Source organism: uncultured Gemmiger sp. (genome assembly GCF_934561205.1).
GTDB lineage: Bacteria > Bacillota > Clostridia > Oscillospirales > Ruminococcaceae > Gemmiger.
This window is the reverse complement of record NZ_CAKTFU010000003.1, coordinates 44,575-61,543: the sequence shown is the minus strand read 5'-3', so window position 1 is coordinate 61,543 and position 16,969 is coordinate 44,575. Positions and strand designations below refer to the sequence as shown.

The window sequence follows — 16,969 nt, the reverse complement described above, 5'->3', positions numbered from 1 at the left end:
GCTTTTTCATCATGTCTCCTTCATCGCGCTGTTGGGCAGCAGTGCCCGCAGTATCAGGAAACGGAAAGCATACCGGCAAAGGACAGGATACCGAACCAGAGCAGGAATGCGGCAAACATAAAGAAGCACATCCCGCCCAAAACAGGCTTTCGCGGCTTGTTTTCGGTAATACGGTCGGGCCGGGTGGGATCGTAATAACCGACCACCTGCCGTCCCAGTTCCCGCTTGCCGGAAACGGTCTGACGGCTTGCGTACCGATAGGTCTTGCCGTTCACGGTGTACTCATAGGTTGGAAGATAGACCGTCTCCCGGCGCAGCTGTTCACTGCCGTCCTCCTGCTGCTCCCACCGTTCGTTGACCGATTCCTCGACCCATACCACCTTCATCATCGTGGTGCCTGTGTACCGCCGCACAGTATCCTCGTATTCCTGCCGTGCGCCTTTCCGCTGGCGAACCCCGAGCCATGCCACCGAAAAAGCGCCGAGAATGAAGCCGATTCCCGCTGTGATATTCCGCGTAGATTCTATGGGGCACGCCACAAACGCTATTGCAAGAACGATACTGATCATGAGGATTCGATTCTTTTTCATACGACCTCCTTCACACCTCTGCCGGTGCCTTTCCTGTCACAATGTGGGCGGCTGGTTTTGCACCGCATCCACAAAGAGAAGGGTCAGGCCGATATACAGGATACAGGCCAACGCCAGCAGCACACAGATACTGATACCGAGGATGCGCACGGTTTTGTTTCGGCGCAGATATTTACGGCACAGCACGATGCCGATAACTGCCAATGCCAACAGCACCACAGCAAGCCAAAGCGGCATATTGCCCACCCCCTTTACGCGCCGCGGAATACATCGATCATATTCGTAAACCACGTCAGTTCGCGGGTAAAGCGCCCACGCAGCTGTGCCGGGTCCTCACGGCCCTTGCCGAGGTCAAAAAAGCCGTGCCCGCTGTGAACCGCGAGATACAGTCTGCCGTCACGGTTGAGGTTTACGGCAAACTTACCGAAGGAGGAATCTGCCAGCGCCAGGATTTTCTCTGCGCAGTCGGGCGTCAGAATGTGCAGGGCTGCGGCTTCATCATCGCTGCTTACATTGAAGCGCTTATCGAAGGCCTCGTTTCCTGTCCGGATGGTTTTGCTGCCGAACAGTTTATCCATCCGTTCTCTTGGCCAGATGGTCAGCCAGGTCGGAAATTCCCGGTTCAGCTCGCACAGCATCCACTGCCCGGTATAGACCTCGCGCTCGTTTTTCTCCCACTGACCGGTTTCCTCGCGCTGAAACTCGTTCACCTCCGTCAGCCTGACGGTACACAATTCGGTGGTCAGCCCCTGATAGGTTCCGCGGATATACCCGCTGCCGCTGCAATAGGTGTGGCCGGGCAGGGGGATGTTTGTATCCTTCGCATCCAATATGTGCGGGGCGGGGTCCATCTGTATGTTGTCAAAGACTGTGCTTACAATATCCGGTGCCAGGGCATCGAAGGTCCGGCGGCCGGCCTGCTCCTTGGATTTCCCCTTTGCCGTCTGTCCCAGCGCGAGGATCACAACGCCCGCAATGATCAGTACAAGGTTGCCGCCCTGCACGATCCCCGCAAAGACGAGCACGCCGCCCAGCAGCGAAAGGAACGTTCCTCCCCATTTTCCGCCGTTACTCTTGCGCAGCTGCTGCGAAAGCTGTTCATCCGTCAGGTTTTTATTCTTCTCTTCCATATTCGTCTCCTATTCTGCCTTGCCGGTCACTCTCCGCCGGGAAAAGCATATCGCCGTTCACGCTGTTGATGAGATCGCCGCTGACGCTGCGATCCAGCTGCAGGGTATCGCCGTTGCCGTCAAAGTGCAGCGTCACACCGTTTTCGTCCGCCCACAGTGTGCCGTACTCCATGACATCTTCCTGATCATTTACAAATTCCCATGTCGCATCCTCATAGATGCGCAGCCAAAGATTTTCGTCCGGGTACTCCCAAAGCCCTGCATAATCGCTTGGATCGCCCTCGTCCGCCGGAACCGCGGACAGATCCTCCCGATAGACATAGCGCTCCTCCGGATCCCAGATCCAGACAAGATCCGTTGCATCCCCGTTTTCGTGAAGAAAGCTCACCCATACATCGCTCTCGCCGTCGCCGTCCAGATCGTCAAAGGAGATGGTGTGAAACGCCTGCTCCGCATCGGGAATGTCCATGGGGAAGGCGACGCTGTCGAACAGTACCTGCTCCGGGATGTCCCGATAGAAGGCTGCGCTGCTCTCGCTCACTGTGACCAGAACATCCACACTGTCGCCGTCATGGGTGATGGTTCCGCTGTCGACCACCATACCGGTCGTGCGCCAATCATCCCCCGCCACATCATCGGAATTGCCGCAGGCGGCAAGGCCCAGGCAAAGCACCATCACCTGCGCAAAGAATGCGGTGTTCTTCCACCGGTTTTTCATGATACACCTCCTTCCGGTCACTCCATCAGGTAATAAACGCCTTCATCGCCCCATACCAGTGAATCCTCGTCAAGCTCAAAGACACAGTAGGACACGCCGTCATACATCGTGGAATCTGCATAATAGGTGCTTACCTCGTCCGTAGAGTAAGAGAAGGTTCCGCAATCCATTTCTGCAGGCTCTGCACCGGGGGCGCGCCGGTAATAGCTCCAGCTGCCGTTTCCGTCGATGACGATATAGGTTTCGGACGACAGGTCGCCGTCATAGTACCAAATGCCCTCGAATTCCGAAACATTCCGCTGGCAAAGGTCGGAATCCCAGCTCCAGTAGGAATCTGCGCCGCTGTTCGGGCTTGTATTTTCGTCAGGTACCTCCGCATCGTCCTCGGTGCGTTGGCTGCCATCCTCATACCAAAGGTACTCCATCCCTTCACCGGGATTGAAGTAGCCGTAGGCGGCTGTGTAGAGCTGACCGTCCTGCATGGCAATGCGGCTGCCGGAATCATCCCGGCTGCTGTAAGCATAGACGGCCTCCCACTCCGGCTCATAGCGGAGATAACCCTCATCTACAGCCTCACCGCAAAGGTAAAGCGTCCAATTTCCATCCGCATCAAACTCGATGGAATCGTAGTCGTTGTTTGCCTCGCCCAGCCAGATACCCTCAAAGCCGCTGAAGTCATTCACGGTATCTTCGGTAAGGTCACCGCCCAGTCCCTCGTTGGGGTCGTCCTGCGGGGCAATCTGTTCCTCGGCGGTGCCGCAGCCTGCCAGCAGGGCAAGGAACAGAAGCGCCGACGCCGAAATGAAAGCAAAAAACTTTTTCATTGCCCTCTCCTTCCTGTGGCTGTTATGCCATCTTCTGATAGTACTCGAACTCGCCGCCCCAGCACATGGTATCGTCGTCGATCAGGGTGAACTCATAGACCACATCATCGAATTGGGAAGAAACCGCAAGATACAGTTCTTCGTCGTCATCGGGTGCCACCTCGATGATGCCGCTGTCCACCACGGCGGGATCCCCGTCGCCGTCGGGACGCTCCATCAGCTCCCAACCGCCGTTTTCGTCAAACACAAGGATGCTGCGCGCGTCCGCTTCGGCATCTAGATACCAGGTGCCTGCCATCCTCTCAAAGCCGGTGTCACCGATATTTTCGCCCGGTGCATCGCCTGTCACCCGCGTAAAGGTCCCGAGATCTGCCACATACAGTGCGCCGTCCTCATCGAACCAGCTGCGATATGCGATTCCGTCGTGCTCGTTGTAGAAATAGTCATAATCATACTCCGGCACAAACTGTATGAACCCGCTGGCAGTCAGTTCTTCATCGGCATCATACAGGGCAAAGCGCACCTCATCGCCGTCATCACTGGTGGCAGCAATCAGGGTTCCATTGTCCTCCCCTGTCCATGCGCCGCCGTACAGGTACAGATTTGCCATCTGCTCACTGTCCTTGACCAGTCCCTCGATGGAATCCGGGACACCATACAAATTGTAGTCGCTGCCGTCATCGCCGTAATCTTCGTTGCTATTGCTCTCGCCGCAGGCAGCAAGGCACAGGCACAGCACCGCCACCAAAGCGAGAGACAAAAATCGTTCTACATGTTTCATCGTGATACGCTCCTTTTGTCAATGCTCCTGCTCCGCCATAGACAATATCTCATCGTGGCTCAATTCCACATCGCCAAAGCGGACAAAGATGCCGTTGGTCACAGCGCTGTTCCACACCCGCGCATCAGCAAGCGGGCGAAACCGAATCTTATCCAGATGCGGCTTCATATCCAGCAAAAGCCGACTTCCGGACACAAAATCGACCTGCAAAATATAATCAGGCAGCGGCGTGACAGCTGTGAGATACCTTCGGTTCAAGTGTAGGCCCTCCCTTCTGTAAAAATAAAGATCCACCGTACCTACATTGTACGGTGGATCGGGTGGGATAACCATTAACCAAAGGCTAGGGCAATACCGCATAATTCTAAGTGCCGATACGGCGAGCGAGGCGCGGCAGATGCTAAGCCAAAAGCGCAGGCAATACTTTGTGTATTGGCGAGCATTTTGGCAACGCAGATGCTGTGCCGCAGCCGCCGGAGCGGTGCTTAAGCCGTAAGGCGGGAATCGTGCGGTGTTGCCCTAAGGCTTTTGCCCCAGCAGCTCGGCAAGCTGCTTTCGCTTGGTTCGGGTATCGCCGTCAATATGAAGTTTTGAATAGATCTGGTTCGCGTACTGCTTGACGCTCCCCTCGGAGAGATAGAGCTTTTCGGCGATCTCACGGTTGCTGAGCCGCTGCACCATCAACTCTACGATTTCAAATTCCCGCGCTGTCAGCACATCAAATGCTGCCGGACGCACGCTTGCGGCGTTCCGCGCCTTTGCCGCTTCGCCAAGGGCGGTGATCTTTACGATCAGGTCGTTCTTCATCTCGCGCGCAAGAATGGGCTGCAGGCCGTCGTAGTTCTCCACGAACGGCATCACAAAGCCGTCCGGTTCCGCGTCGGCAAGCGCTTTCCGCAGCCATACACGGGCCTCCTCGGTCTTGCCCAATTTCTCATAGGCTGCCGCCGTCTGGATACGGATGTGCAGCGCTACCAGCGCGTAGTGCATCGCCTCGCACACCGCCAGCAGTTCCGCGCTGCGTCCCACCACCTTGGCATAGGCGCCTTGGGCAAGATACACCTGATTTTCGATCATTTCCATCATGGGCTTGCCCGGCGCAAGCATATTGACAGTGGAGAGCCTGTGCTGCGAAAAAATCTCCGGGATCTTTTCTGTTTCGCCCCGCAGCGCGTGATAATAGGCACCGGTGGCGTTCCAGATGTTGATCCACGATGCATCGTGATATTGCAGCAGCTCTGCGTATCTTTCGGCAAAGGTATAGCGCTGCTCTACATCGGTGTGCAGAGAAAGCCGCCGCGACAGGAAATCACAGCACAGCGCCATGTTGATTTGCCCGTTGTCCCTGACCTGTGCGTAAGCGCGCTCCAGCTCGATGTGCGCATCGGTAAAATTTCCTTGGCAGAACAGCGCCTCCGCGCGCATAATGGTTTCCGCGCCCTGTCCGTGGTTGTTCGTGACCTTATAGTAATGGGGCATACACTCATCCATCTCGGCCAGCTCGCCCTCAAGTTCTCCCGGTGCGCGGTAGAACATCATCAGGACGGACGGTGAGCCAAAGGTCCAGCCGCCGCCGGATCGGATGCTGATGGCGGGGCGGGACATCTGCCTGCTGGCACTGCGGTGCAGGCGGCTCATGGCGCTGATGTCATTATAGCAGAGAAAACTCAGGATAAGGTCGCACTCCCCCAGCAGGTTGCCGCGCTCCTCCGCCGACAATTCCGGGTGTTCCGCAATGGCTGTCAGCAGCAGTTCTTTCAGCTCCAGCATTTTCGGGATCTGCCGCCATGTGAACATCCGCCGCATCAGGACCAAAATGGCAAAGGGATTGGCCTTCAATGTCTCGGCGGGGCATTTGTTTATGGCGTCCAGCACATCCTCCGGCTTCAGCGAGGCCAACAGAATGCCCGCATCACCGCGAATGACCCGCAGCAGTGCGTGGTAGTCCTCACTTTTTCGGTAGGCGGCAATGGCGTGAAGATACTGCTTTTGGTTTTCATACCACTGCCCGAAGCGCTCCCAATAGAGCTTTTGTGTTTCCGCCTTCATCTTGTGAAAGCTCCGTTCAGCGCATTCCTTCATCATGTGATGAAAGCGATAGGTCACGCCGTCCGGCAAACGCGTGACGAAGGCGTTCTGCTCGGTCAGCATGGAAAGGATGCGCGCCGCATCCGCATCCCCTGTGATACACTGCGCCATTTCGACGGTAAACTCATCGGCAAGGCCCATTACCGCCAAAAACTCCCGCTGCTTTTCCGGCAGCGGATCGATCATAGCGGCGGTAAAAGTGGTGTAAATGTCGGAATTCCGGCTGGGCAGCACGCCGCGCTCGGAGAGGGTGCACAGGTTCAGATACACGGCAGAGAACCAGCCCTCACTGGAATAGAGAAGGCTTTCCACCTGCGCATCGGATAGCTTTGTCCCGCAGCGGTGGGCATAAACCGCAAGCTCCGTATGGTTGAGACGCAGCTGTTCCCTGCCGATCTGATATACCTTGCCCCCCAGCCGCACAGCCTCCGCAGCGGGCAAAAAGCGGTCACGGCTGGCAACGATCATATGCACATTGGCAAGCAGCCGATTTGCCAGCATACAAAGGAATAGGGAGGCACGCTTGTCAGTCAGCAGATGAAAATCGTCAATGAAGATGTAACAGGGGGACTCATCCGCCAGCATATGGCAGAGATCGTCTACCAGCAGCCCGCCGCCTGCCGCGTCCGTTGGGCAGGGATACTCCCGCAGGAAGGTGAACCCTGCGCGGGCAAACGCCTCCTGTACGCTCTTCCAGAAAATCGCAAGGTTGTCGGAATACACACTGATACGGATGATATGCAGCACCTCTGCTTTGGCACGCTCGCCGAGATACCAGTTCACCGCTGTGGTTTTTCCATAGCCCATGGGCGCGACCACAGTCGTCATGGCGCAGCGGGAAATAGGCCGCAGGCTCTCTTGCAGCCGCTCAGATATGTAAATGGTGTTCAGATTCCATTTTGGCTTGGGCATAATGCACACCTCCAACGAATTGTATTCTCGCAGACTTCCATGCAAACCGCACGGCTGTAAGTCTTTGCATCATCTGCAGCTTTTGATTATGCCGTATTGCTGCCTTTACGAAGGGACCCTCTCGTTATTTTCATTTTACACCATCATGTCCTGCACGGCAAGATGTAGTTTTTTCTGTTTCTAAGCAACCCCTAATCCTGAACAGGGATTGGAACGGGGATCGTCTCTTGAAAAAGTAAATCCGCTTTCTGCCCGACAACCTGTTATGCTTGCCGCGCTCTATGGATTGCGCTGCGGCGAGGCAATCGGTCTGCAATGGTCGGCCATCGACTTTGACCGGAAAATCATCACGATTTCGCGCACCTTTGAACGCATCAATGTGGATGGCAAAGTGGTGGACGTTTCCAAGTGTCGGACGAAAAACAAGGCCAGTTTCCGCAGTTTGCCTCTGATTCCCGCAGCAGAACAGGCTTTACTGAAAGCCCAAAAACACCAGCACCATCAAATGAAACTTTGCGGCGGCAGCTACTGCAAGGAGTATAAGGACTACATCTGCGTGGATGATATGGGGCATCTTGTGACCCCGGACTATGTGACACGGGTTTTCCGCGAAATGCTCTTGAAGAACGGTTTCCGTCCGATTCGCTATCACGATTTCCGCCACTCCTGCGCCAGTTTGCTTATCAAAAACAAAGTCGCAATGAAAGAGGTACAGATGTGGCTGGGGCATTCCAGCTTCTCCACCACAGCCAATATTTACGCCCACATCGACGTGGACAGCAAGATGGAAGCTGCGAACATGATTGCCAGCAAAATCAACCTTGGCGAACTACCCGAAAAAAAGAAATCTCCCAAGCGAAAAATTGCTTGAGAGAACCGACAAGCCCAGCGGAGATGGAATCCGTTTTGTCTGCCATTTGGGGCAAAAGTGGCAGACAAAATGGCAGACAAGCCTAAATCTTGTCTGCCACACAAAAAATACCTAAGCCGCTAAAAGGCTTAGGTATAAGGAATGCCGGTGGTGGGGGTCGAACCCACACGGTGTCACCACCAACGGATTTTGAGTCCGTCTCGTCTGCCAATTCCAACACACCGGCGTATGACGACTTATATATTATAAAGTCATCACCGTAAATTGTCAAGTGGCTTTTTGCATTTTTCAAGAAGAAAATGCACAGATCGGCGGCTTTGCGTCAGCCGATTTTTCGGTACACCAAAAAGCGGAATCCGATTTCGGTGGTCACGCTGTCACAGGCAGCCAGGCGCTCGGCACCGTCGGCGGGGGTGTTCCAGTAATAGGGCGTCATGGCAAACAGTGCCTGCAGATCCGGGCCTTGCACCGTGATTTTGCTTTCAGATTGCCTTGCATAGCAAAAGGAAAAGCCCTCGTACTCGATATCCCGAACCTCATTTTCATAGGGTGTTTTGTACAGCACCTGTTTCAGGCCGTACAGATGGCGCGCTGTGGGCACAGCATATACAAGGTATCCGCCCGATGCCAGCATACGGCGGAACTCCGCCCCTGCAAAGGGCGAGAATATGTTCAAAATCACATCGGCCCAGCCGTCGCGCACGGGGGCGCAGAAACTGCCGCCCACGCAGAATGCAGCCTGCGGCACCAGCTTGGCGGCCAGACGCACAGCCTCCTTGGACAAATCGAAGCCTACCAGCTCGGTTTCGGGCAGAGCGCGCAGCAGGGCCGCGTCATAGCTTCCCTCACCGCAGCCGGCATCCACCACATGGCCGTGCGGCAGCGCGGCGCAAATTTCTGTCAGCGTCTGCATCAACGGCGCATAGTATCCCGCCGATAGAAACGTGCGGCGGGCGCGCACCATTTCCTTGCCATCGCCGGGGTCGGCGGCGTGCTTTTTTTGCAGCGGCAGCAGGTTTGCGTACCCTTCTTTGGAAAGGTCAAAGCTGTGGGAGGCGGCGCAGCGCAGACTGCGACCCACAAGCAGCAGCGGCTTGTGGCAGACCGGGCAGCGCAGGGCCGACGCTGTGGCGGGGGTCATGCGTTGTCAGCCGGGGATTCCGGCAATTTTGCGGAAACCTCCGGCAGCGGCTCGGTGTGCTCCGGCTCCGGGGGCAGCGGTGCGGTGATGCCGCCGTGGGCAGAGAGATATTCCTCAAAGCTGGCGAACTTCTGCTTCGGCGGGCGGCGGGAAATCAACTCCAGCCCGGCAGATTCCTGTTCGGCGCGGGGGCGGGGTGCGCGCGGCGGGCGGGCAGGCTGCGCCTTGGGAGCCGGTTGCGGACGCACTGCCGGCTCGCGCTTGGGCGGCTGTGCCGCGGCGTTGCGGGGGCGCGGCTGCTTGGGCGGCTGCGCTGGGGTTTCGGCACGGTTGGGCTGTGCCTGGGCGGGGCGGCGGCCGCGGGGCGGTTTGCCGCCCTTGGCGGGCTGCTGCGGCTCTTGCGGTTGACGCGGTGCCTCGGCGCGGGCGGTCGTCTCCCCCTCACGGCGGGGCTGCTGCGGGGCGCTGGTGTTTCCGCGTCTGCGGCGGCGACGATGCGGTGCACCGCCCGGAGTTTGTTGTGTTTTTTCCATGTCTACGTCCATTTCTTATTGTTCCGCAGTAAGGTCGCGGCATTCGTTATAGTAGCGTTTTTCTTCGGCATGGCCCATGCTGAAGGTCTTGCGGGGCAGCACACCGCCCAAAACCACACCCTTGAACAAATCGGCCTTGGCAAAGTCCGGCAGCAAAATGGCTGTGGCGGGGTGCGCGGGGTCGGCGGCCAGGCTCAGGGCCGTGGTGGCACCGTGGATGTAATCCACCTTGCAGGCGGGGTGTTGGGGCAGCCAGTCGGCCAAAAATGCCTCGATACTGCCCACAGTCAGCGGGGCGGGCGGGTTTTGCAGCGCCACGCGGCTCTCCCCTGCCGCGTCAGCCAGGCAAAGTGTCTGCTGCGCGGTGGGGGCTGTGGGTTTCTGCTGCTTGTCCCAGGCGTCCAGGTCGGCAAACAATTCCTTGGCTGTCACGCCGAACACCACACGGTGGATGGGTTCGATCTCAATGGCAGGGCTGTGTACATTGCAGACCTCTGCCAGGCACCAGCGGGCCGGATGGGTGCGGCGCTGTTCCTCGGTCAAGCCGGGTTTCAGTTCCTCCCAGTAGGCTTTGGCGGTGGCCAGGCTGTGGTTGCCGTCCCCCACGGCCAGCACCATGGGGGTCTGCCCTTCGGCGGCGGGCCAGCGCTTGGCAAAGGCAGCGGGGTCCGCCAGGGCGGCCAGCGCGGCGTCCACCTGTGCGATGAGTTCCGGCGTTTGCACGGCCCAGCCGCGCAGATGACCGCCGCACAGCATCAACTCGCCGTCATACAAAAGCGGCAGGGTATCCTTGATGTCCCCGATCGGTTCGATCAACGTGCCGTGTTCGTCGTCGGCCAGCATCATGACGTGGGGCGTCTCCAATTCGGCACCGCGGCGCACACGCAGCCGCGGCGGGATGCGCTCCACGACCGTTGCCTCGCTGGGGCGGATGGCCGGCTTTGCGCCGGGAGTGTAGTCGTAGGCCTCCAAATCCACCATGCCGACCAGACCCTGGCGCACGGTACCGTCCATTTGGGTGCGCTCGACATACACATAGCCGTGCACGGCGCGGGTCAGAACGTCCCTGCGGTAGCTGCGCATGGCGGCGCGGATGCTTTGCAGGCGCGGCTCCTCCTGGGCAGTGCCAAGGTATGCCTCGGGCAGCACGATATGCAGCGTGCTGGGCTTATCGGCGGTCAGCGCCTCGGCGCGCTGCCAGTAGTCCGGCTGGGAGGTAAACTGATCCACGGCAATGCAGGCCCAGGTTTCCAGCGGCACGGTTTCGGCAGGCAGCAGGATATCGGCGGCAGAAAAACACGGAAACGACATCATCAACACATCCCCTCTGAAAAAGCGGTTACAGCACGACGGCATGGCCGACCAGCGCATAGATGGCCAGCGACAGGATGCCGACGTAAATCAGGGAGCTGGGCAGCCCCTTAAAGATGGCGGGCACGGCCTTGTTGTTCAGACGGCGGCGGCCCTCACGCACAATAAAGACGATGAAGATATAGCCAAGCGCACTGCCCAAACCAAAGGCAATGCACTGCAGCATGGTATAGTTCTGGTTGGCGCAAATCAGCAGCGTGCCCAGCACGCCGGTGCTGCAGGTGGCCAGGCTGAGCTGCTCGCGGCAGGGCTCGGCGATTTTTTTCGGCAGCAGCAAAAACAGCAGCCAGGTGATGCCCATGGCCGCCACGCCGCAGGTCAGATACACCAGCGGGCGCAGCGCGGACAGCGGCATCCAGGCGGGCAGCACCCCGCGCAGCCAGATAAAAATGACGTTGTGAGCCAGCCACCCAAAGGGGGCCGACAGGGTCATGACCAGTATCAGCGGCAGGGCGAAGTTCCAAATCTGCGCCTTATAGTCAGGCACGAGCTTGAGCAGACGGGTAACACCCAGGGCGCGGGACAAAATGACGTTTTCGGCAAAAACAGCCAGCACCATATAGCTCAAAAACTGGAGCACGCCGTAGCCCACGCTGCTCAAATCAAGACTTACGTTTGGCATACAGACGGCGCACCTCCTCATGCTTGTAGTTGTTGTACAGGTTTACAACGGCGCACCAGCACGCCGCCAGAACGCCCAGCAGCACAAAGCCGCCGGCGGGCAGGGCTGCCATGGGCAGCAGGGTCCTGTTCAGAATGACATAGTAGAACACCGACCCCGTGGCCAAAAATTCGCGCAGGCAGCCTACCAGCAGCAGTGCCGCGCACATGCCCAGCGCGTTGTTCCAGCCGTGGCGCAGCGCTGTGGAGACAGGCTCCAGCTCGGTAAATTCCATGCGCTTGACAATGGCCGGATCGACCGTCAGGATCGGCAGGTAGATGCCCAGCATCGACATGTCGGCGCCAAAAATGCGGTAGAGTAAAATATACGTCGGAATGTACAAAACCGCTGCCGTGTAGCAGTATATAATCGGCCGCCAGCGGTTTTGGGTCAGGTGGCAGACTGCGACGGCGATGGGGCGGGTCAGCGTGACAAGGATCAGACAGGCCACGCAAAGCATCAGGGCACGTCTGCCGTCCAGCGCGGCGCCGATGACAGGCGCCAGCCCCAGCCCGCGCACCATGACGGGGTTGGACAGCCAGATATGGTCGCGGCGGATCTTTTCGTTCAAATCGGCCTCGGCCTCCTGATAGCTGCGGGGTATGCGGGAGGACGAACGCGGTGCTGTCTTGGGCTGTTCGGCGGCAGGCTGCGCGGGGGCCGCTGCGGTTTGCGGCGGCTGCGGGGGTTCCGCCGCCGTCTGCGGTGCGGGCTGTTCGGGCGTTTCTGCCTGCGGTTCGGACTGCGGCGGCAGCTCCTGCGCGGGCAGCGGCTCCTGCTGCGGTTCGGACTGCGGCGCAAAAGCCACCGTCGGCTCGGCATCGGCTGCGGCCGGTTTTTCGGGCGGGGTCACCGTTGGGGTCGACGGTGTTTCGATCGGGGCGGCCTCGCGGCGTCCAAAGCCCCTGAAGCCACGGCGGGGCGGCGGGGTCTGCGGCGGTTCCGGTTGGAACGGCGCCTGCTGCATCGCAAATATAGCCTGCTCGATCTCGGCGCGGGAGGCCCCTTGGTCGGCCATCTGCTGCGCCTTTTGCACCATTTCCTTTGTAATGTGGGGTATGATCAGGGTTTCGGAACGATCCTCACCTTTGCGGCGGTCATTCCGTGTCGGATGATTGGGCAAGGCGCTTTTCCTCCTTTTTCATAAAGCGAATACGCTCGGTACGGTGGCTGATCAGGTCGAGCCATTCGGGAATGGCGTCCACGATCAGCAAAGAAAAGCACATCGGCGTTTCATACGGGCTGAAGCTGCGGAACACAAACACCGCCACGCCCAAAATGATGCCGTAGGCCACCTGGGCGTTTGTACGGCTGGGCATGGTAACAGGCTCACACGCCAGGAACAGGCCGCCGAACAGCGTCGTGCCGGAGAGCAGGATATACTTTTCCAGGTAGACGCGCTGACGCACAAACTGCCACGGAGCGCTGAAAACCGGCAGCTCATTCAGCTGCGGGAGCAGCCACGGCAGACCCACGCACAGCACAAAAAACGGGATGAGCACACCCGGACGCAGATGCCCGCGCGCAAGCAAAAACAGCCCGCATGCCGCAATGACCAGTGCGGCGCAGGTGCCCATACCGCCGGAAACGTTGCCGGTAAGCAGCTCCATGGTGCTGTCACTGGGCAGACCGCCGCCGCGCAGGGTGGCGCTCATGCCTTCGACGGTGGCATAGTCGTAGGCGGGCTTTAAGAGGGGCAGCCTGGTGCCGGGCACGGGGTAAAGATACAGCTGTTCCGGCCAGGAAATCCCTGCGACCGCCATGCCGACAGCCGCCGGGTGGAAGGGATAGTGTCCCTCGCCGCCGAAAGCCTCCTTGGCCAGCACCGATGCAATGACCGCCGCCACGACCACCGCATAGGACACCGTAGCGGGCATCATCAATACGATGAGCGCGGCAAAGCACTCACTGGACGGCTCGTGGGAACGGTAACCCTCCCCGTGCAGGGGGGCCAGCGCGCAGTCAAACAGATAGGCCGTAAGCAGACCTGCCAGCATCAGCAGCGCCGGGCGCATACCGTAAAAATAACATGCCATGCCGGTCAGCGGCACACTGCACCACAGCAGGTCGCTGTAAAATGAATAGTTTTCGCTGCGTTCCGGATACTTATGTTTGGCCATAAGATCGATTATCTCCTTACATTAGCTCTGATAGCTCAAATCGTGCAGGGTGCGGATCTCGGCTTCGGGGTTCTTCGCTTTAAACAAAAAGCTGCCTGCTACCAGCCAGTCCACACCGGCTGCCGCGCACAGGGCACCTGTCTCGGTGTTGATGCCGCCGTCCACCTCCAGCAGGGTGTGCAGGCCGCGGCGGTCGCACTCCTTACGCAGGGCGGCGATGCGTTCGGGTGCGGCGGGCATAAAGCTCTGGCCGCCAAAGCCGGGTTCTACGCTCATCACCAGCACAAGGTCCACCTTGTCCAGCCAGGCAAAAATTTCCTGCGGTGCGGTGCCGGGCTTGATGCTGATACCCACCTTGCAGCCCAGCGCACGGATGGCGTCAATGGTTTCGCCCACCTTGCCGGGTACAGCCTCGTAGTGGAAGGTGATAAGATCCGCGCCGGCCTTGGCAAAATCCACGGCATAGCGGGCAGGCTCGCTGATCATCAGGTGTACATCGTAGTACGCGTCGGGCAAAGCCTTTTTCAGGCAGGTCAGCACGGGGGCACCGTAGCTGATATTGGGCACAAAATGCCCGTCCATCACATCAAAATGCAGAATATCCGCACCGGCGTTCAGCAGGCGGCGGCTGTCCTCGGCGAGGTTCGCCAAATCGGCAGAAAGTATAGAAGCGGCAACTTTACTCATATAGGGTTCTCCCGTGATTCTTTTACGCAGAATTGTTACAGACATACGAGTATAGTATACCCTATTTTACACAAAAAGGCAACCCGAAATTGGGCTGCCTTTTTGCAGAGATTTCATTTTATTCGTTGACACGGTAAATTTTAACCGTGTCATTTTCATAGGCAGGGCTGCGCTGCCAGGCGGGGTCGTTCACCGGGGTGAAAACCACCAGCCAGTCGATATCCTCCTGTCCGGCAACGGCAAAGGCCTCATCCTCGCTGTATTTATGGAAGATACCGTCGCTGACCTGCTCCAGCCGACGGCGCACCTCGTGGTACATACCGCTGTAATCCATGCAGTAGCGGTAACTTTCCAGATAGCAGCGGCGCTCACTGGCGGCGGTGTAGTAGTGGAACACGCCCTCCCCTATCTCGTACCATTTGTTGTTGCGGTTGGTGGCAAAGATATCCTCGGCATCGCTGTTGTTTTTCAGCCAAAGCATCGCGTCATAATCCTGCGCGGTGATGTTTTCCTCGGCGTAATCGCTGACGCGCAGGTGGTAAATACGCAGCAGCGCCTGCACACCGCTGCGGGCATTGGGCAAAAGCGACAGGCAGTTGATGCCCATCCACACCGCCAGCACCGCCGCCGCGCAGCCCCAGGCCGGACGCTTTTGCGCACACAGGCGGTCCAGCAGGGGCAGACAGCACACCAGCATCATAGGCACGGCGATCAGAACAAAATACACCTGCGATGCGGAATAGTGGGTGTACAGGCTTACGGCCAGCGCCCCGCCGATCGCCACGGCATTTGCCATAAGTGCGTCAAACCGCAGCGCGGGAAAGTGCGCCAGACTGTACAGCATCGCCGCCAGATACACAGCGGCGATGACGCCGCCGGCCTTCAGCACATTTTGGGGCAGCTGCCACAGCCCCTGCCAGCCGCTGAACACAAGGTTATTGACCGCCTTGGAGAAAACCGACAGATACGCGGTGGCAAAGCCCGCCCCGCTGACTGCCGCCAGCCCGAAATACCGCACGCCGCTTTTGCGGGTCGGCAGCCCTGCCAGCGCCGCCGCCAGCATAGCCAGACACGCCAGTGCGCCGATGGTGCTTTTGAACATAGAACAGCCAAACCCGACGGCATACCCCAGCAGGTAAAAGCCGAGCTTGCGCGGCAGGGAAAGCCTGCGAAACGCTGCCGCGTCATCCAGATACGCGCACAGCGCAAATACGGCGCACAGACTGACGGTGGCCGTACCCATGCCGTTGATGTTCGTCACATACTGAAACACACCCGTGCTGCCCACGCCGAACAGCACCCCTGCCGGCACCAGCGCCGCAAAGGTACGGTGTGCCGTAAAGCGGCACGCCAGTTCATATAGGGACAGCACCAGCACACACACCACCGGCAGATACCAGTAAAAGCAGAGCGATTCGTAGGCGGGCAGGTTGCCCAGCGCAAACGCCAGGATGCCCGCCGTGACATCGTTGAGATAGTGGTAGTTCAGCGTGGTACCCGCAAAGCGCATATCCTGGATCGGAAAGCCCAGTTTAGCGGCAGCGGCATTGCCCACCGACCACAGCATATCCTGATGATAGGCAAAATTGGTCAGCTTGTCCGCCCTGGCAAAGGGCAGCACCGCGCACAACACATAAGCGGCCGTAAAGCACGCCAGCGTTGCCAGCAGGATCGCATCGGCACGGCAGGGCTGATAGCGGCGCAGCTTTTGCACGACTTCCTTGGCAGAAACAAGCCCCAGCAGCAGCGGAAGCAGCAGCACCCAGCGCTGACCATGGGCAGCAATATAGCAGAGATACAGCAGTACGCAGCCCGCCGTGAAGGATATCGGCAGCAATTTGCGAAAGCCTGCCCCCGGCAAAAAACGCTTGGCTACGGTGTACCCCGCCAGCACCACACCCAGCGCCAGCGCGGCCTGAAACATCAGCAGCGCCCCCAAGGAACCGCCGCTGATGACTGCCGCATACAGGTACACGGCATACGCTGCGGCAAACAGCACGGCACTGCCTGTGCCCCACTTATTCTTCTGCAACATGAAATACCCCTTACATCGCGTTATCGGTCCGGCTCACAGTCGAGAATCGAGGGGATGTTGTCCCAGCGGCTGCGCTCGGCATCGTAGCGTTCTTTCAGCCAGGCCACAGCGGCATCCAGACCCTGCTGGTCGGCAGAAAACTCCTGCGTTTCTATTTTTTCTTCGGCTGTGTGCTCAATGCTCCAGGGGCCGGGCCACACCTGCGCGCACAGGAAGGACAGCTTTTTCTTGCCGGTTTCGTCCGCAGGGTCGGGGCGCTTGCACGGTGTTATGACATACCGCATACCGCCCTCCGCCCCCGAATAGGGGTTGCCGTTGCGGAACCAATGATAAATAGGAAATGCGTTGAGCATACAGATTCTCCTAACAAAAAAGCGTACCGACCAATCTGTCAGTACGCTGTATGGAGCGGGATACGAGTCTCGAACTCGCCACCTACTGCTTGGGAAGCAGTCACTCTACCGGATGAGCTAATCCCGCATCAGTGACTGCAATTATACCGCAAAG

At 58.6% G+C, this 16,969-nt stretch carries 18 protein-coding genes and 2 tRNA genes; 1 reads left to right on the top strand and 19 read right to left on the bottom strand.

All coding sequences use genetic code 11. From position 1 onward, the window contains the following. Positions 1–53 precede the first annotated feature (53 nt). The 8 genes from Q0I19_RS02700 to Q0I19_RS02665 all read right to left on the bottom strand — a co-directional run bounded on the left by Q0I19_RS02700 (position 54) and on the right by Q0I19_RS02665 (position 7,043). Positions 54–590 (bottom strand): DUF3592 domain-containing protein, encoded by a 537-nt coding sequence (locus Q0I19_RS02700; protein WP_294758134.1) that lies wholly within the window; start codon positions 588–590, stop codon positions 54–56. 36 nt (positions 591–626) lie between these two features. Continuing rightward, positions 627–827, bottom strand: coding sequence for a hypothetical protein (locus Q0I19_RS02695; RefSeq protein WP_294758136.1), 201 nt, complete (start codon positions 825–827; stop codon positions 627–629). Positions 828–841: 14 nt separating this feature from the next. Further along, positions 842–1,720 (bottom strand): DUF3137 domain-containing protein, encoded by an 879-nt coding sequence (locus tag Q0I19_RS02690; RefSeq protein WP_294758138.1) that lies wholly within the window; start codon positions 1,718–1,720, stop codon positions 842–844. Further along, entirely contained in the window at positions 1,704–2,438 is a 735-nt protein-coding gene (locus Q0I19_RS02685) for a hypothetical protein (protein WP_294758139.1), read from the bottom strand. Before Q0I19_RS02685 ends, Q0I19_RS02690 begins: the two co-directional genes overlap by 17 nt. A 17-nt stretch (positions 2,439–2,455) precedes the next feature. Then, positions 2,456–3,262 (bottom strand): hypothetical protein, encoded by an 807-nt coding sequence (locus tag Q0I19_RS02680; protein ID WP_294758140.1) that lies wholly within the window; start codon positions 3,260–3,262, stop codon positions 2,456–2,458. Between the two features lie 22 nt (positions 3,263–3,284). Further along, positions 3,285–4,043 carry a hypothetical protein gene (locus Q0I19_RS02675; protein WP_294758142.1) on the bottom strand — a complete coding sequence of 253 codons (759 nt, stop codon included), beginning with the start codon at positions 4,041–4,043 and terminating at the stop codon, positions 3,285–3,287. An 18-nt stretch (positions 4,044–4,061) separates the two neighbouring features. Beyond that, positions 4,062–4,301: a DUF2442 domain-containing protein gene (locus Q0I19_RS02670; RefSeq protein WP_294758144.1), complete on the bottom strand. Its 240-nt coding sequence runs from the start codon at positions 4,299–4,301 to the stop codon at positions 4,062–4,064. A 261-nt stretch (positions 4,302–4,562) separates the two neighbouring features. Continuing rightward, on the bottom strand, positions 4,563–7,043 hold the full coding sequence (locus Q0I19_RS02665) for a LuxR C-terminal-related transcriptional regulator (RefSeq protein ID WP_294758146.1): 2,481 nt from the start codon (positions 7,041–7,043) through the stop codon (positions 4,563–4,565). A 208-nt stretch (positions 7,044–7,251) separates the two neighbouring features. Between Q0I19_RS02665 and Q0I19_RS02660 the strand changes: the two genes are divergently transcribed. Then, positions 7,252–7,914: a site-specific integrase gene (locus Q0I19_RS02660; protein WP_294758149.1), complete on the top strand. Its 663-nt coding sequence runs from the start codon at positions 7,252–7,254 to the stop codon at positions 7,912–7,914. 142 nt (positions 7,915–8,056) lie between these two features. Here Q0I19_RS02660 and Q0I19_RS02655 read toward each other — a convergent pair. From Q0I19_RS02655 to Q0I19_RS02605, 11 genes are all read right to left on the bottom strand, one after another. Further along, a tRNA-Leu gene (locus tag Q0I19_RS02655) sits at positions 8,057–8,140 on the bottom strand. A 96-nt stretch (positions 8,141–8,236) separates the two neighbouring features. Beyond that, entirely contained in the window at positions 8,237–9,055 is an 819-nt protein-coding gene (locus tag Q0I19_RS02650; RefSeq protein WP_294758150.1) for a putative RNA methyltransferase, read from the bottom strand. Beyond that, on the bottom strand, positions 9,052–9,588 hold the full coding sequence (locus Q0I19_RS02645; protein WP_294758151.1) for a hypothetical protein: 537 nt from the start codon (positions 9,586–9,588) through the stop codon (positions 9,052–9,054). The genes Q0I19_RS02650 and Q0I19_RS02645 overlap by 4 nt, the downstream gene beginning before the upstream one ends. A 15-nt stretch (positions 9,589–9,603) precedes the next feature. Next, entirely contained in the window at positions 9,604–10,902 is a 1,299-nt protein-coding gene (locus Q0I19_RS02640) for a DUF1015 domain-containing protein (protein ID WP_294758153.1), read from the bottom strand. A gap of 25 nt (positions 10,903–10,927) precedes the next feature. After that, entirely contained in the window at positions 10,928–11,581 is a 654-nt protein-coding gene (locus Q0I19_RS02635) for an Rnf-Nqr domain containing protein (RefSeq protein WP_294758154.1), read from the bottom strand. After that, entirely contained in the window at positions 11,562–12,743 is a 1,182-nt protein-coding gene (locus Q0I19_RS02630; protein WP_294758156.1) for an Rnf-Nqr domain containing protein, read from the bottom strand. Before Q0I19_RS02630 ends, Q0I19_RS02635 begins: the two co-directional genes overlap by 20 nt. Further along, on the bottom strand, positions 12,718–13,740 hold the full coding sequence (locus Q0I19_RS02625; protein WP_294758158.1) for an RnfABCDGE type electron transport complex subunit D: 1,023 nt from the start codon (positions 13,738–13,740) through the stop codon (positions 12,718–12,720). The genes Q0I19_RS02630 and Q0I19_RS02625 overlap by 26 nt, the downstream gene beginning before the upstream one ends. A 21-nt stretch (positions 13,741–13,761) precedes the next feature. Beyond that, positions 13,762–14,427, bottom strand: coding sequence for a ribulose-phosphate 3-epimerase (rpe, locus tag Q0I19_RS02620; RefSeq protein WP_294758159.1), 666 nt, complete (start codon positions 14,425–14,427; stop codon positions 13,762–13,764). A gap of 118 nt (positions 14,428–14,545) precedes the next feature. After that, positions 14,546–16,462, bottom strand: a complete 1,917-nt coding sequence (locus Q0I19_RS02615; RefSeq protein WP_294758162.1) for a hypothetical protein — start codon at positions 16,460–16,462, stop codon at positions 14,546–14,548. Between the two features lie 20 nt (positions 16,463–16,482). Further along, positions 16,483–16,815, bottom strand: coding sequence for a hypothetical protein (locus Q0I19_RS02610; protein WP_294758164.1), 333 nt, complete (start codon positions 16,813–16,815; stop codon positions 16,483–16,485). 51 nt (positions 16,816–16,866) lie between these two features. Then, positions 16,867–16,942 (bottom strand) — tRNA-Gly (locus tag Q0I19_RS02605). Between the last annotated feature and the right edge of the window lie 27 nt (positions 16,943–16,969).